The organism is Massilia sp. UYP11 (assembly GCF_050434805.1).
In the GTDB taxonomy this organism is placed as follows: Bacteria; Pseudomonadota; Gammaproteobacteria; order Burkholderiales; family Burkholderiaceae_D; genus Telluria.
In genome coordinates, this window is record NZ_JBNDJE010000001.1 from 686,151 (window position 1) to 700,702 (window position 14,552).

Below are 14,552 nucleotides of genomic sequence, written 5' to 3' on the forward strand. Positions count from 1 at the left end.
AAAAAACCGTGCCGAGGCACGGTTTTTTGTTGAGTGCGGTGCGATCAGCCTGCCTTCAGCTTGCGCGCGATATCCAGCGCAAAATACGTCAGCACGCCATCGGCGCCGGCGCGCTTGAACGCCATCATCGATTCCATCATGACCTTGTCGTGGTCGAGCCAGCCGTTGAGCGCGGCCGCCTTGAGCATCGCGTATTCGCCGCTGACCTGGTAGGCGAAGGTCGGCACCTTGAACTCGTCCTTGACGCGGCGCACCACGTCCAGGTAGGGCATGCCCGGCTTCACCATCACCATGTCGGCGCCCTCGGCCAGGTCGAGCGCGACTTCGCGCAGCGCCTCGTCGCTGTTGGCCGGGTCCATCTGGTAGGTGTTCTTGTCGGCCTTGCCCAGGTTGGCGCTGGAACCCACGGCGTCGCGGAACGGGCCGTAGAAGGCGGACGCGTACTTGGCCGAATAGGCCATGATGCGGGTGTGGATGTGACCCTGCGCTTCGAATGCCTGGCGGATGGCGCCGATACGGCCATCCATCATGTCCGAGGGCGCCACGATGTCCACGCCGGCCTCGGCGTGGGTGAGCGCCTGCTTCACCAGCATCTCGATCGTCTTTTCATTGACGATGTAGCCGTTCTCGTCCGGCAGGCCGTCCTGGCCATGGGTGGTATACGGGTCGAGCGCGACGTCGGTGATGACGCCCAGTTCCGGGAAGTGCTGCTTGAGTGCGCGCACCACGCGCGGCACCAGCCCGTCCGGGTTGGTCGCCTCGATGCCGTCATAGGTCTTGACCGACTGGTCCACCAGCGGGAACAGCGCCATGGCCGGGATGCCGAGTGAAACGCATTCTTCGGCGACTTTCAGCAGCAGGTCGAGCGAGACGCGTTCGACGCCCGGCATCGACGCCACCTGCTGGCGCTGGTTCTGGCCTTCGAGCACGAACACCGGATAGATCAGGTCGGCGGCGGTGATGGTGTTTTCGCGCATCATGGCGCGCGAGAACGGGTCGCGGCGCATGCGGCGCGGGCGGGCCGCCGGATAGGCGGAAGGTATGATGGTCATCGTGATCGTCCTTGCAAAATCAGGCGGCAGGCGTATCGTCGTCGTCCGCCGACGGCGCAGCACTTTCCTGGTTGCCGGTGTGGTCTGCTGCGTCTTCCTCTTCCGAGCTCAGCCCGGCCAACTCCAGGATCTTGGCGTCCGCTTCCTCGATGCCGATGCGCTTGAGCGCCGAGAACAGCTGTACGGTGAACGGAAAGCCATTGCCTTCCTCGTCAACATAGCTGTCGAGCACGGCGCGCGCTTCACGCAGGGCATTGGTCGACTCGTTGCGATTGAGCTTGTCGGCCTTGGTCAGGATGCAGTGGATCGGCTTGCCGGTCGGGGCGAACCATTCCAGCATCTGGACGTCGAGGTCGGTGAACGGACGGCGCGAATCCATGATCAGGATGAGCGCCGCCAGCTGGTCGCGGCGCTGGACGTAGTCGCCCAGCAGTTTTTGCCAGTGCAGCTTGGCGGTGCCCGAGACTTCGGCATAGCCATAACCCGGCAAGTCGACCAGCAGCGCTTCGATCTCGTCGACCCGGACCGCATCCTTGCGATGCTGGCCCACATGGGCGCCGCCGATCGAAAAGTAATTGATATGCTGGGTACGGCCGGGTGTCTTGGAAGCGAACGCCAGACCCTTCTGATTGGTCAGGATATTGATCGCTGTGGATTTGCCGGCGTTCGAGCGCCCGGCGAAGGCGATTTCCGGGACGTGCGTGTCGGGCAAATCGCGCAACTGGTTAACGGTCGTGAAGAACCGGGCTTGCCATAATCTGGACATTGGGAGAGGGATAAGAGGCTACGAAATGGCGTTTTGGAAACAAAGCTATTGTACAATAAGGGGTTGATTGCTGCTCCGCCCCTGGCGGTCACGATCGAAGGCGCTGCACTGAACTTTTCAACATTGACTTTTTCAAGGTGCGTTTATGAATCGCTTGTCGTCTCCCCTGCTCAAAACACTGTTGCTGGCTTCGCTCACTGTGTTCGGGGGATTACCGGCGGCGATGGCGGCGTCCGCCGCAACCGCGCCAGCGGTCAAAGCCGATCCAGCCAAGGGCGGCGTCTTGTACGAAACCGGCGACCCGGCACGCGGCCTGCCGTCCTGCCTGTCCTGCCACGGCGCGGCCGGCAATTCGACGATCGCGGTCAATCCGAAACTGTCTGGCCAGTTCGCGACGTATACCCACAAGCAGCTGGTCGACTTCACGACCGCGCACCGCCAGCAGCCCATCATGACGACCTATGCCAAGATGCTGACGGAGCAGGAGAAGAAGGATATCGCAGCCTGGCTCGCGACGCAGGCGCACAAACCGGGTGCGGCGAAAAACAAGGAAACCGTGGAGCTGGGCCGCAAGATCTATCGCGGCGGCATTGCGGAAAAAGGCGTGGCTGCCTGCGCCAGCTGTCATGGCGCCACCGCCAACGGCATCCCGGCGCAATACCCGCGCCTGGCCGGCCAGCACCAGGATTACACCACCGCCCAGCTGGAAGCATTCAAGACCGGCGCCCGCGCCAACAGCCCGCAGATGACGGTGCTGTCGCAACGGATGTCGCCGGAAGAGATGCGTGCAGTGGCAGACTATATCGCCGGCTTACGCTAAAAGTGTCGCTTTGGCGCTACGCATGAGCATGAGATGAACGGAAGAGGGCGGCAGCGTCGAGCTGACGCCCTTTTTTCCACGCGCGGGCCCGCGCAAGATGAAAGTTGTAGAGTATGAGCACCACCGGAATCGAACTGAACACCCGCCGCCGCTGGCTGGCCGACACCGTCGAGCTGATCTCGTCGATGCGCTTCGCGATCAGCCTGCTCACCATCATCTCCATCGCCTCCGTCATTGGCACCGTGCTCAAGCAGAACGAGCCGATGCCCAATTACGTGAACCAGTTCGGGCCGTTCTGGTTCGGGATCTTCGACAGGCTCGGCCTGTACAACGTCTATTCGAGCTGGTGGTTCCTGGTCATCCTGGTGGTGCTGATCGTCTCGACCGCGCTGTGTGTGGTGCGCAACACGCCGAAGATGCTGCGCGATATGCGCAGCTGGCGCGACAACGTGCGTGTCGAATCGCTGCGCAATTTCCACCACAAGGCCGAGTGGCAGGCGCCGCTGTCGCGCACCGCTCTGGCCGAGCAGAGCGCGTTGCGCCTGCGCCACGCCGGCTATGCCACCAAGATCGTCGAGAAGGAGGGCGCCACGTTGGTGTCGGCCAAGAAGGGCGCCGGCAACAAGTTCGGCTACATCTTCGCCCATTCCTCGATCATCGTGATCTTGCTCGGCGGCATGCTAGATTCGGAACTGCCCGTGCGTGCCCAGCAGTGGTTCTTCGGCAAGACGCCGTTCACCGGCAGCGGCGTGATCGCCGAGATCCCGGCCCAGCACCGCCTGGGCACCAGCAATCCCAGCTTTCGCGGCAATACCGCGATCGCCGAGGGCCAGACCAGCCATACCGCGATCCTGAACCAGCCGTCCGGCGTGCTGGTGCAGGAATTGCCGTTCGGGATCGAGCTCAAGAAATTCCACATCGAGTTCTACTCGACCGGCATGCCCAAGCTGTTCGCCAGCGACGTCGTGGTGCACGACCTGGAAACCGGCCGCACCTTCGAATCGACCATCAAGGTCAACCATCCGCTGATCTACAAGGGCATCGCGGTCTACCAGTCGAGCTTTGACGATGGCGGCAGCAAACTCAGGCTGACCGGTTTCCCGATGACGGGCGCCAGCGCGGCCAGCTTCCCGATCGAAGGCGAAGTCAATAGCGCTACCGAACTCACGTTCGGCAAGGACACCTATGCGGTCGAGTGGTCGGGCTTCCGTCCCTTTAACGTCGAGAACATTGCACAGGGTAACGACACGCGCGCGGTGAGCAAGAACACCTCGCTCAACGCGCAATTGAGCGCGACCCTGGGCAAGGCTTCGGGCGCGGCGGCCGACCCGGACGCCAACAAGGACCTGAAGAACGTCGGCCCCAGCGTGCAATACAAGCTGCGCGACCACACCGGCCAGGCGCGCGAGTACATGAACTACATGCAGCCGCTGACCCTCGAAGGCGCCCAGGTCTACCTGGCCGGCGTGCGCGCGAACCCGTCCGACAACTTCAGTTTCCTGCGCATCCCGGCCGACGAGCGCCACGGCGTGGGCGACTGGATGCGCCTGCGCGCGGCGCTGTCCGATCCGGCCGCGCGCCAGGAAGCGGCAACCCGCTACGCCAGCCGCGCGCTGAGCGCCGAGCAGCGCGGCGGCGCGCTGGCCGGCCAGCTGCGGGAGTCGGCCGCGCGCACGCTCGACATCTTCGCAGGCGCCGATGGCCGCGGCGGTTTCGTCGGCGTGGCCCGCTTCCTGGAACAGGTCCCGCAGGCCGAGCAGGAAAAGGCGGCCGGCATCTTCATGAAGATGCTCAACGGCGCGTTGTGGGAGCTGTGGCAGGTGGCGCGCGAAAGGAACGGCGACGCCCCCGCCGAGCCGCTCGAGGCCAGCGGCCGCTTCCTGCAACTGGCCACCAATGCCTTGTCCGACAGCTTCCTGTACGGCGCCCCGGTCTACTTGCAGCTGGACGATTTCACCGAAGTGAAGGCGTCGGTATTGCAGATGACGCGCTCGCCGGGTAAGAATGTGGTCTACTTCGGTTGCCTGCTGCTGACGCTGGGCGTGTTCGCGATGTTCTATATCCGTGAACGGCGCGTCTGGATCTGGGTGCGCGACGTGGATGGCGGCGGCGCACAGGCCCTGATGGCGATAAGCACCCAGCGCAAGACGCTCGATTTCGAGCGCGAGTACGAAGACTTGTCGGTCAAGCTGCCGCAACCGGCATAAGCAGGCGACGATGTGGAGAAAATGATGGAACTGGCCCAAACGAAAAATGGCGCTCCGGCGCGCTCGACCGACAAATACCAGGAAAAGGTCGGGTACTTTCGCCGCCTGAGCGCGGCCGACTGGCTGTACGGCGTCGCGCTGCTGGCGGCGGCCCTGTACGCACAGGTCCAGTACGGCCATTTCATGGACATCTATGAAGAAGTCATCCTGATCTGTACCGCGCCCGTGTTCGCGGCGCTGGGCTGGTACTGGAAGCCGATGCGCTGGCTGGTGCCGCTGGTCGGCGTGCTGTCGCTGGCTGCGATCTCGATGTACGGCGGCAACCTGGCGGCGGCCGAGCAGAAGTTCTTCCTGAAATACATGCTGTCGAGCGGTTCGGCCATCCTGTGGATGAGCGCGCTGTTCATGTTCTCCACCGGGTTCTATTGGGTCGGCCTGCTCAGCCGCGGCAAGTTCGGCGGCGGCGTCGGCGCCAACCTGTGCTGGGCCGCGATCGTGATCGGCTCGGTCGGCATGATGGTGCGCTGGTACGAAAGCTACCTGATCGGGCCGGACGTGGGCCACATTCCGGTGTCGAACCTGTACGAAGTGTTCATCCTGTTCGCGATCATCACCGCGCTGTTCCACCTGTACTACGAAGAACACTACGCCACCCGCCAGCTGGGCCCGTTCGTGATGCTGATCATCGCCGCCGCCGTGGCATTCCTGCTGTGGTACACGGTGTCGCGCGACGCCGCCCAGATCCAGCCGCTGGTCCCGGCACTGCAGAGCTGGTGGATGAAGATCCACGTCCCGGCCAACTTCATCGGCTACGGCACCTTCGCCCTGGCGGCGATGGTCGCCACCGCCTACCTGCTCAAGTCGCACGGCATCCTGGCCGACCGCCTGCCGTCGTTCGAGGTGCTCGATGACGTGATGTACAAGTCGATCTCGATCGGCTTCGCCTTCTTCACCGTCGCCACCATCCTGGGCGCCCTGTGGGCGGCCGAGGCCTGGGGCGGCTACTGGTCGTGGGACCCGAAAGAGACCTGGGCCCTGATCGTCTGGCTCAACTACGCGGCCTGGCTGCACATGCGCCTGATGACCGGCCTGCGCGGCCGCGTGGCGGCCTGGTGGGCGGTGGTGGGCTTGCTGGTGACCACCTTCGCCTTCCTGGGCGTGAACATGTTCCTGTCGGGGCTGCACTCGTACGGCGAGCTGTAATCCGTCGCGGCCAACGTTGGCCGCCTAACGCTGGCTTAAGCGAACTTGGTGTAATGTTGAAGCACCAATAGTTCGCGAGGCCAGTCATGCTCTTCAAACGCAATCCGAACGGGATCGACCTCCCGTTCCCGTCCGAGATCACGCCGCAAGCGGTGTACGAAGGGCGGCGCCAGTTCATCACCCGCATGGCGGCCACGGCGGCAGTCGGCAGCGGCATGTGGGAGATGGCCAACCGCGAAGCGTTCGCCCAGGCTGCAGCGAGCGGCGGCGCCCAGAAACTGGCGGCGCGCGCCAACGTGGCGCTGTCCACCGACGAGAAGCAGACCCCGTTCAAGGACGCCGCCGGCTACAACAATTTCTATGAGTTCGGCCTCGACAAGAGCGACCCGGCCGAGAACGCGCACACCCTGCGCACCCGCCCGTGGACCGTGCGCATCGAGGGTGAGGTCAACAAGCCGCTCACGCTCGACATCGACAGCCTGCTCAAGCTGGCCCCGCTCGAGGAACGCATCTACCGCCTGCGCTGCGTCGAAGGCTGGTCGATGGTCATTCCCTGGATCGGCTACTCACTGTCGAACCTGCTCAAGCAGGTCGAGCCGACTGGCAACGCCAAGTTCGTCGAATTCACCACCCTGGCCGACCGCAAGCAGATGCCGGGCCTGAGAAGCGGCGTGCTCGACTGGCCGTACGTCGAGGGCCTGCGCATCGACGAAGCCATGCATCCGCTGACCCTCCTGACCATGGGCATGTACGGCCAGGTGCTGCCGAACCAGAACGGCGCGCCGGTGCGCCTCGTCGTGCCCTGGAAATACGGCTTCAAGTCGGCCAAGTCGATCGTGCGCATCCGCCTGGTGTCGCGCCAGCCGCGCACCGCCTGGAACGACTCGGCGCCGCGCGAATACGGTTTCTATTCGAACGTGAACCCGAACGTCGACCATCCGCGCTGGTCGCAGGCGAGCGAGCGCCGCATCGGCGAGACCGGCCTGTTCCAGCCCAAGCGCAAGACGCTCATGTTCAATGGCTATGACCAGGTCGCTTCGCTCTACACGGGCATGGACCTGAAACGCTATTACTGATGGCGCTCCAGCTTTCCAATCAACAGGTCGGGTGGGTCAAGGTTGTCGTCTTCGTGCTGGCGCTGCTGCCGTTCGCGCGCCTCGTATGGGGGACGGCCACCGGCGCCTTCACCGATCCGCTGGCGGAGATCACCGGGACCAGCGGCGAATGGGCCTTGTACTTCCTGTGCATCACGCTGGCGGTCACGCCGCTGCGCCGCCTTTCGGGCTGGAACTGGTTGCTGAAACTGCGGCGCATGGTCGGCCTGTTCACCTTCTTCTATGCGCTGGTGCACTTCATCGCCTTCCTGTGGTTCGACCATTTCTTCGACGTCGCGGCGATGCTGGCCGACGTGGTGAAGCGGCCGTTCATCCTGGTCGGCTTCATCGCCTTCGTGCTCCTGATCCCGCTGGCAGCCACGTCGACCAATGCGATGATCAAGCGCCTCGGCGGCAAGCGCTGGCGATGGCTGCACCGGCTGATCTATGCGATCGGTCCGCTGGCGATCCTGCACTACTGGTGGATGAAAGAGGGCAAGAGCGACTTCGCGCAGCCGATCCTGTTCGGGGCCATCGTCGCCGTGCTGCTGGGGCTGCGCGTGTTCTGGCATGTCAGGCGCAAGCCACAAACTGTTGGCGTTTGACTGTACCCCGGCAAATTCCCGTAACCGGGGCGCATGACTGGCAGGATGCGTATGGACACCGTCTGCAGTCTGCGCGGCAATAAGACGAGCATTATTTTGCTGTTGCCAAGCGCTCGGCCGTCTGTCTGGACAGTTCTGCGCTCTGTTGTATGGCACGCCGGAGTTGTAATTGTGTTTCTGCAAGCCCAAATAATGCGATCGATCCCTCGTAAGATAAATGCCCTTCGTCACGATATAGGCTGACGTCGTCGATACGAGTACGGCAAAACTGATCGTCGCACAAGATGGCATCGAATCGCACGATTGGCAGATGTATTTCTTTCTCTACCCGATCAAGCAATGCTAATACGTTACCACTATGCTGCGCGTACTGTTCGCGTTTGATTCTGCATTGTTCATCGACGCCGCCAATCCACTGTCCTCGATCTCGCCGTTCCAGGCAACGACCAATATCGAAACCTGCTGAAGGAGGTGGTGCAACCAGAATGACATCACGCCCCAATGTGCGGATCGCACTGACAGTCCTCGCCAAACCTGCATGACCTTTTGGCAGCGTGCCTGTAACCTGAGTTGGTTCGTCACCCAGCGCAACCCGCTCAAGTACAGTCGTATTTCTCGTATATTGCGTCAGAGGGCTGGAAAGAATAACGGTATGAATCTCCGGGTTTTTCTTCAAATATGAAAGAACCGTATCATTGAACTCGATGCATTTTTTGGCCCAGCGCTCGCTATTGAACTCGATTGATGCCAAGCCAATCAACGGACCGCAACGTCCCATCGTGGCCTGCACAATGTGTTTCGGGTAGATGGATTTGTGTGACAAGCCCGGAATGAGATGCATCGCAAACGAGTCTCCCCATACAAGTACCGTCGGTGTTTCTGAATTTTGGCACGATTCGCTGGGAAGAAAATGCGTTGTACTTGCACATGCCGGCGCGAATCCCGTATTGGCGCGCCGGCTAAACGCATAGTCTTTTTCAGGATTTTTTGGAATAACAGCCTGTGCCACGCCCAAAGCCATTACTGTCACGCAGGTGGCCGCAATGGCAGGACGGTAGGAAACACGCAGATTGCCATGCCTGAACGGCTCTTCGACATGACGGTGCAGTATCCACGCCAGCAAGAACGACAAGACAATCAACGCGGCCCGGATCAAGTACTGGGTGAGCGTATTTTCATTGCCAAGTACGACGTTGTTATAGAAGGCAAAAATCGGCCAGTGAACCAGATAAAGGGAGTAAGAAATATCTCCCACCTTATGCAGTGTTTCGATGATCACGCCACGTTGTAACAAGGGATGGCGGGCCAGTATGACACCAAGTGTACCGAGACAGATCAATAATGCCTGCGGACCAGGGTGAAACGAATAGAACGTCAGGATGAGACAGGCCAGGAGCCCGAGTGCCGAAAAAATCGCCAGCTTTCCAGCAAGGACTCTGATCCATCGAAGCTCGATCAGAAACACGCCCAGTGAACCGATAAGCAGTTCCCATGCACGAGTCGGCAGCAGGAAAAACGTCGACGCCTCGCCTTTGTGGACGTAGCACAGGGCTATGCTGGCCATTGTCAGCAAGGCCAGGACAGGGAGCCAGGCTCGCCTGGGGAAAACCAGGAAGATCGCAGGAAGGATAAAGTAATATTGCTCTTCAACCGCCAACGACCAGACATGCAGAAGCGGTTTTAACTCGGCCGCGCCGGAAAAGTACCCTGATTGGTTCGTTAGTACAAAGTTGGCCGAGAAGGTCAATGCGCCGAATAATTGATGCCAAAAATCTGCGAGCTCCTGAGCACCAAGAATGAATGGCGCTGCTAGCGAGGTCAATAAGAAAGTGACAAAAGCTGCGGGCAGCAGCCGTTTCGCACGCCGAGTCAGGAACGACTTGTAGCTGAAACTATTATCCTCGACAGCCTTTTTGATCAGACTCGTAATCAAGAATCCCGACAGAACGAAGAAGATGTCCACGCCAAGATAACCGCCATCGAGTGCGCCTATTTTCGCGTGGTAGAAAACCACGGCAAGCACGGCAAGTCCTCGCAGTGCCTGAATGTCGGCGCGAACCCTAACGATTGACTGGGCCATACAAAATTCCGAGAAGTTATTAAAAATTGCAAGAAAGAATTATACTCATGACAATGAGTAGTGCAATATATTTAATTTTCTCATCATTTGACTTCAATCATTTGTGCCATAAATACATCACAAGGTGATATCTGATTGAAGGGAATTTACGTTTTCATCACGTTATCGACGGCTATAAAACCTTCGATGAACCGGAACAGGGCGTTCTCTGTCAGTGTTGATGGTCTGGAAGGTTGGCGCGATGGCGCCGTCATCTGGCGCTGCCCAATGGCCGCTGGCCGAAAGGCGTGGCGCACCACCGGAAGATGCCGGTGATGCGAGGAAGGAAAGCCGGTATGGTTTGCCGCTATGCCTGGGTGATCATGGTTTCGAGCGCAAACACCTCAGCCGGCGTCTCGCGCCGGCGCACCAGGTGGGTGACGCCACCATCGACGACCACCTCGGCCGCCCGGCCGCGGGTGTTGTAGTTCGACGCCATCGTCATGCCGTAGGCGCCGGCCGTCATGATGGCCAGCAGGTCGCCCGGTTCGAGCGCCAGCGCGCGCTCGCGCGCCAGCCAGTCGCCCGACTCGCACACCGGGCCGACGATGTCCCACACCAGTTTTTCGCCGTCGCGCGGGATCACCGCCTGCACGCCCATCCAGGCCTGGTACAGGGTCGGACGCATCAGGTCGTTCATCGCGGCGTCGACGATGCAGAAGTTCTTCTCGGCGCCCGGTTTCAGGAATTCGGTCCTGGTCAGCAGCACGCCGGCACTGGCCACGATCGAGCGGCCCGGCTCGAAGATCACCTTGATCGGCCGGCCGCCGTGTTTCTCCGCGCGCCAGGCGTCGATGCGCGCGAACAGGCGGCCCAGATAGTCGCCCACCGGCACCGGCGGCTTGTCGCCGGCCACGCCGTAGTCGACGCCGATGCCGCCGCCGATGTCCAGGTGGTGCAGGTCGATGCCCTCTGCATGCAGGGTGTCGATCAGCTCGATCAGCTTGTCGAGGGCTTCGAGCAGCGGGGCGTCGTCCAGCAGCTGCGAGCCGATATGGCAGTCGATGCCGACCACGTCCAGGTGCGGCAGGCTGGCGGCGGTGCGGTAGGTGTCCAGCGCATCGTCGAACGCCACGCCGAACTTGTTGGCCTTCAGGCCGGTCGCAATATACGGGTGGGTCTTGGCGTCGACGTTCGGGTTCACGCGCAGCGAGACCGGCGCGCGCATGCCGAGCTTGCCGGCGACCTCGTTCAGGCGGTGCAGTTCAGGGATCGATTCGACGTTGAAGCACAGGATGCCCTTTTCCAACGCAAGGTTCATCTCTTCAATCGTCTTGCCGACGCCTGAAAAAATGGTCTTGCCCGGGTCGCCGCCGGCCGCGATCACGCGCAGCAGCTCGCCGCCCGAGACGATGTCGAAGCCCGCTCCCTGGCGCGCCAGCAGGTCGAGCACGGCCAGGTTCGAGTTGGCCTTCATCGCGTAGCAGACCAGGGCGTCGCGGCCCTGGCAGGCGTCGTGGTAGGCGCTGAAGTTGTCGAGCAGGGCGGCTTTCGAGTAAACGTAGGTCGGCGTGCCGAATTGTTCCGCGATGGCGGACAGCGAGACGTTTTCGGCGTGCAGGACGCCGTCTTGGTGCGAGAAGTAGGACATCAGCGGTGCGGTGCGGGCGTGGAAGCGTTGTTCGAAGGGACGGGTTGGGGTGGCTGGTCGACCGGGGCCGCGGGCGGCGCCGATGCGGGCCTGGCCGGCGGCGTCGGCATGTACAGGTCGCCGGTCTGGCCGCAGCCCGACAGGGCGGCGAGCAAAACAGCGAACGGGAGAAGCGCAAGAGAGGACTTCACGATTAGAATCACGGTTTGATTAGCAGATTTTGGAGTGTAGCATGACCGAAACCGAATTTTTGGACCTTGCCGACCTGACCCTCAAGCAGATCGAGGAAGCCTTCGATCGCCTGAACGACGAGGACGTGATCGACGTCGAATGCAAACGCAGCGGCAATGTGCTGGAGATCGAGTTCATCGACAACGGTTCCAAGATCATCGTCAACAGCCAGGCGCCGCTGCAGGAAATGTGGGTGGCGGCGCGCTCGGGCGGCTACCACTACAAGCGCGTGGGCGACACGTGGCGCAATACGCGCGACGACAGCGAGTTCTTTGCGTCATTGTCGACCTATGCGAGCGAGCAGGGCGGGGCGCAGGTGTCGCTGGTTTGATCTGACGCTGGGGAGCCTGAGGCTCCCTTTTTTTGTTGGCGGAAGAAAGTCGTCCCCGCGAAGGCGGGGACCCAAGTTTGCCTGCACACCACTTAACTCAAACGTAGTGGCAGAGCTGGTGACTTGGGTCCCCGCCTCCGCGGGGACGACGTTGACAAGCCAACGATGAAGCGCGTGATCAGAACAACTCGTTCCTCACCGCATCACGCTCCTTCTGCTGCTCCGGCGCCGGCGGCGGGCCGACGTCCAGCGTCTCGACCCCGCTGCCCGGGGGGGTCTCGGCGTAATAGTAATCCGAACCGTACTGCACCAGCCCGGCCGGCACCTCGCGTTCGACGTTCGGCTCGCCCTTGAGCGCCTTCTGCATGTAGTCGATCCAGATCGGCAGCGCCAGGCCGCCGCCGGTCTCGCGCGCGCCCAGGTTGCGCGGCTTGTCGTAGCCCATCCAGGCGATGCCCACCACCTTCGGCTGGTAGCCGGCGAACCAGGCGTCGATCGAGTCGTTGGTGGTGCCGGTCTTGCCCGCCAGGTCGGTGCGCTTGAGCGCCATCGCCTTGGCCGCGGTGCCGTAGCGCACCACGTCCTTGAGCATGCTGTCCATCAGGAAGGCGTTGCGGGCGTCGATCACGCGGTTCGCCTCAATGCCGGCGCGCGCCGGGCGCGCCTCGGACAGCACCTTGCCGTCGCTGTCGGTGACCTTCGAGATCAGGTAGGGGCTGATGCGGTAGCCGCCGTTGGCGAATACCGCGTAGGCGCCGGCCATCTGCAGCGGCGTGGTCGCGCCGGCGCCCAGCGCCAGGGTCAGGTACGCCGGATTTCGCTCCGGCTCGAAGCCGAAGCGGGCCGCATATTCCTGGCCGTAGCGCGCGCCGATCTTGTTCAGGATGCGGATCGAGATCATGTTCTTCGACGAGGTCAGGCCGCGCCGCATGGTCATCGGGCCTTCGTACTTGTTGTCGTAGTTCTTCGGCGCCCAGGCCTGGCCGCCGGTCTGGCCGGCATCGAAGCTGATCGGGGCGTCGTTGACGATCGTCGCCGGCGACAGGCCGCGCTCGAGCGACGCCGAATAGATGAACGGCTTGAACGAGGAACCCGGCTGGCGCCAGGCCTGCGTCACGTGGTTGAACTTGTTGCGGTTGAAGTCGAAGCCGCCGACCAGGGCGCGGATCGAACCGTCCTCGGTATTGGCCGCCACGAAGGCCGATTCGACTTCCGGCATCTGGGTGATCAGCCACTTCGACTCGTCGTCCTGCATCACGCGGATCACGGCGCCGCGGCGCACGCGGCGGTTCGGGGCCGCCTTGTCGGACAGCCAGGCGCGCGCGAAGGCGAGGCCCGGACCGGTGATGGTGATCGTGTCGCCCGAGGCGATGGTCGCCTGGACTTGCGTCGGGGAGGCCTGCAGCACGACGGCGGCGATGATGTTGTCGCTGTCCGGATGCTCGGCCAGCTCGGCTTCGATCGCTTCATCCGCGTCAAGCTTGGCCCCCGGGATGTCGATGAACGATTCGGGGCCGCGGTAGGGGCGGCGGCGCTCGTAGTCCATCACGCCGCGGCGTAGCGCCAGGTAGGCGGCGTCCTGGTCGGCCTTGGTGATGGTGGTGAACACGTTCAGGCCGCGGGTATAGGTGTCTTCCTTGAACTGTTCGTAGACCAGCTGGCGCGCCATCTCGGCCACGTATTCGGCGTGCACGCCGAAAGCGGTGCTGTCCGACTTGATCTTGAGCGGCTCCGCCTTCGCCTGGGCGAACTGCGCATCGCTGATGTAGCCGAGCTGGTGCATGCGCTGCAGGATGTATTGCTGGCGGGTCTTGGCGCGGGTCGGGTTGACCACCGGGTTGTAGGCAGATGGCGCCTTCGGCAGGCCGGCCAGCATGGCCGCTTCGGCCACGCTGATGTCGCGCAGGTCCTTGCCGAAATAGATCTGGGCCGCCGACTGGAAGCCGAAGGCGCGCTGGCCCAGGTAGATCTGGTTCATGTACAGCTCGAGGATCTGGTCCTTGGAGAGGTTCTTCTCGATCTTCCAGGCCAGCAGGGCCTCGTAGGCCTTGCGCTTGAAGGTCTGCTCGGACGACAGGAAAAAGTTGCGCGCGACCTGCTGGGTGATGGTCGAGGCGCCCTGGCGCGAGCCGCTGGTGGCGTTGTGGAAGGCGGCGCGCAGGATGCCCCAGTAGTCGATGCCGCTGTGCTCGTAGAAGCGGTCGTCCTCGATCGACAGCACCGCCTTCTTCATGACGTCCGGGATGTCCTTGAAGTGGACCAGGGTGCGGCGCTCCTCGCCGAACTCGCCGATCAGGACGTTATCGGCCGTAAAGATACGCAGCGGCATCTTGGGCCGGTAGTCGGTGATGGTGTCCAGCGCCGGCAGGTTCGGGTAGGCCATCGCGAGGGCGAACACGACGACCAGCACGCCGATGGCGCCCAGGCCGAACAGGCCGGCGATGGCCATCAGGATCAGCCGCTTGGGGCTGAACTTCGAGGAGGAGGCAGAGGATGCCGCTTGTTTCTCTTTCATGCTGACTTTCGCTTTGTT

12 protein-coding genes are annotated in these 14,552 nt (G+C 62.3%); 6 read left to right on the plus strand and 6 right to left on the minus strand.

The genetic code is table 11. The annotated features are described in order from the left end of the window. Positions 1 to 44: 44 nt before the first annotated feature. Both hemB and yihA read right to left on the minus strand, forming a co-directional pair. The gene (gene hemB, locus ABIB38_RS03040) at positions 45 to 1,052 is read right to left on the minus strand and encodes a porphobilinogen synthase (RefSeq protein WP_429201622.1); all 1,008 of its coding nucleotides are present in this window, start codon (positions 1,050 to 1,052) and stop codon (positions 45 to 47) included. Between the two features lie 19 nt (positions 1,053 to 1,071). Further along, positions 1,072 to 1,818, minus strand: coding sequence for a ribosome biogenesis GTP-binding protein YihA/YsxC (gene yihA, locus ABIB38_RS03045; protein ID WP_429201623.1), 747 nt, complete (start codon positions 1,816 to 1,818; stop codon positions 1,072 to 1,074). A gap of 145 nt (positions 1,819 to 1,963) precedes the next feature. On the opposite strand from yihA, the gene ABIB38_RS03050 reads away from it, so the two are divergent. The 5 genes from ABIB38_RS03050 to ABIB38_RS03070 all read left to right on the plus strand — a co-directional run bounded on the left by ABIB38_RS03050 (position 1,964) and on the right by ABIB38_RS03070 (position 7,747). After that, positions 1,964 to 2,638 carry a c-type cytochrome gene (locus ABIB38_RS03050; RefSeq protein WP_429201624.1) on the plus strand — a complete coding sequence of 225 codons (675 nt, stop codon included), beginning with the start codon at positions 1,964 to 1,966 and terminating at the stop codon, positions 2,636 to 2,638. A gap of 113 nt (positions 2,639 to 2,751) precedes the next feature. Further along, positions 2,752 to 4,845 (plus strand): cytochrome c biogenesis protein ResB, encoded by a 2,094-nt coding sequence (locus ABIB38_RS03055; protein WP_429201625.1) that lies wholly within the window; start codon positions 2,752 to 2,754, stop codon positions 4,843 to 4,845. Positions 4,846 to 4,869: 24 nt separating this feature from the next. Continuing rightward, positions 4,870 to 6,048, plus strand: coding sequence for a c-type cytochrome biogenesis protein CcsB (gene ccsB, locus ABIB38_RS03060; RefSeq protein ID WP_429201626.1), 1,179 nt, complete (start codon positions 4,870 to 4,872; stop codon positions 6,046 to 6,048). A gap of 86 nt (positions 6,049 to 6,134) precedes the next feature. After that, positions 6,135 to 7,124, plus strand: coding sequence for a protein-methionine-sulfoxide reductase catalytic subunit MsrP (gene msrP / locus ABIB38_RS03065; protein WP_429201627.1), 990 nt, complete (start codon positions 6,135 to 6,137; stop codon positions 7,122 to 7,124). Next, positions 7,124 to 7,747, plus strand: coding sequence for a sulfite oxidase heme-binding subunit YedZ (locus ABIB38_RS03070; RefSeq protein WP_429201628.1), 624 nt, complete (start codon positions 7,124 to 7,126; stop codon positions 7,745 to 7,747). The genes msrP and ABIB38_RS03070 overlap by 1 nt, the downstream gene beginning before the upstream one ends. 91 nt (positions 7,748 to 7,838) lie before the next feature. Here the strand turns inward: ABIB38_RS03070 and ABIB38_RS03075 are convergent, their stop codons facing one another. The 3 genes from ABIB38_RS03075 to lptM form a co-directional block, all read right to left on the minus strand. Beyond that, positions 7,839 to 9,827 carry an acyltransferase family protein gene (locus ABIB38_RS03075; protein WP_429201629.1) on the minus strand — a complete coding sequence of 663 codons (1,989 nt, stop codon included), beginning with the start codon at positions 9,825 to 9,827 and terminating at the stop codon, positions 7,839 to 7,841. 346 nt (positions 9,828 to 10,173) lie between these two features. Continuing rightward, complete coding sequence (gene lysA / locus ABIB38_RS03080) at positions 10,174 to 11,457, minus strand: diaminopimelate decarboxylase (protein WP_429201631.1); 1,284 nt, start codon at positions 11,455 to 11,457, stop codon at positions 10,174 to 10,176. Beyond that, entirely contained in the window at positions 11,457 to 11,648 is a 192-nt protein-coding gene (gene lptM, locus ABIB38_RS03085; RefSeq protein ID WP_429201633.1) for an LPS translocon maturation chaperone LptM, read from the minus strand. Before lptM ends, lysA begins: the two co-directional genes overlap by 1 nt. 41 nt (positions 11,649 to 11,689) lie before the next feature. On the opposite strand from lptM, the gene cyaY reads away from it, so the two are divergent. Next, entirely contained in the window at positions 11,690 to 12,019 is a 330-nt protein-coding gene (gene cyaY / locus ABIB38_RS03090; protein ID WP_429201635.1) for an iron donor protein CyaY, read from the plus strand. A 178-nt stretch (positions 12,020 to 12,197) separates the two neighbouring features. On the opposite strand, the gene ABIB38_RS03095 is transcribed toward cyaY, so the two are convergent. Further along, positions 12,198 to 14,534, minus strand: coding sequence for a penicillin-binding protein 1A (locus ABIB38_RS03095; protein ID WP_429201637.1), 2,337 nt, complete (start codon positions 14,532 to 14,534; stop codon positions 12,198 to 12,200). Positions 14,535 to 14,552 lie beyond the last annotated feature (18 nt).

Excerpts from the sequence above, each read along its gene's own strand:
- hemB (WP_429201622.1), bottom strand. The coding sequence starts at position 1,052 with ATGACCATCATACCTTCCGCCTATCCGGCGGCCCGCCCGCGCCGCATG.
- cyaY (WP_429201635.1), top strand. The coding sequence starts at position 11,690 with ATGACCGAAACCGAATTTTTGGACCTTGCCGACCTGACCCTCAAGCAG.
- yihA (WP_429201623.1), bottom strand. The coding sequence starts at position 1,818 with ATGTCCAGATTATGGCAAGCCCGGTTCTTCACGACCGTTAACCAGTTG.
- msrP (WP_429201627.1), top strand. The coding sequence starts at position 6,135 with ATGCTCTTCAAACGCAATCCGAACGGGATCGACCTCCCGTTCCCGTCC.
- ABIB38_RS03070 (WP_429201628.1), top strand. The coding sequence starts at position 7,124 with ATGGCGCTCCAGCTTTCCAATCAACAGGTCGGGTGGGTCAAGGTTGTC.
- ABIB38_RS03055 (WP_429201625.1), top strand. The coding sequence starts at position 2,752 with ATGAGCACCACCGGAATCGAACTGAACACCCGCCGCCGCTGGCTGGCC.
- ABIB38_RS03050 (WP_429201624.1), top strand. The coding sequence starts at position 1,964 with ATGAATCGCTTGTCGTCTCCCCTGCTCAAAACACTGTTGCTGGCTTCG.
- lysA (WP_429201631.1), bottom strand. The coding sequence starts at position 11,457 with ATGTCCTACTTCTCGCACCAAGACGGCGTCCTGCACGCCGAAAACGTC.
- ccsB (WP_429201626.1), top strand. The coding sequence starts at position 4,870 with ATGGAACTGGCCCAAACGAAAAATGGCGCTCCGGCGCGCTCGACCGAC.
- ABIB38_RS03075 (WP_429201629.1), bottom strand. The coding sequence starts at position 9,827 with ATGGCCCAGTCAATCGTTAGGGTTCGCGCCGACATTCAGGCACTGCGA.
- ABIB38_RS03095 (WP_429201637.1), bottom strand. The coding sequence starts at position 14,534 with ATGAAAGAGAAACAAGCGGCATCCTCTGCCTCCTCCTCGAAGTTCAGC.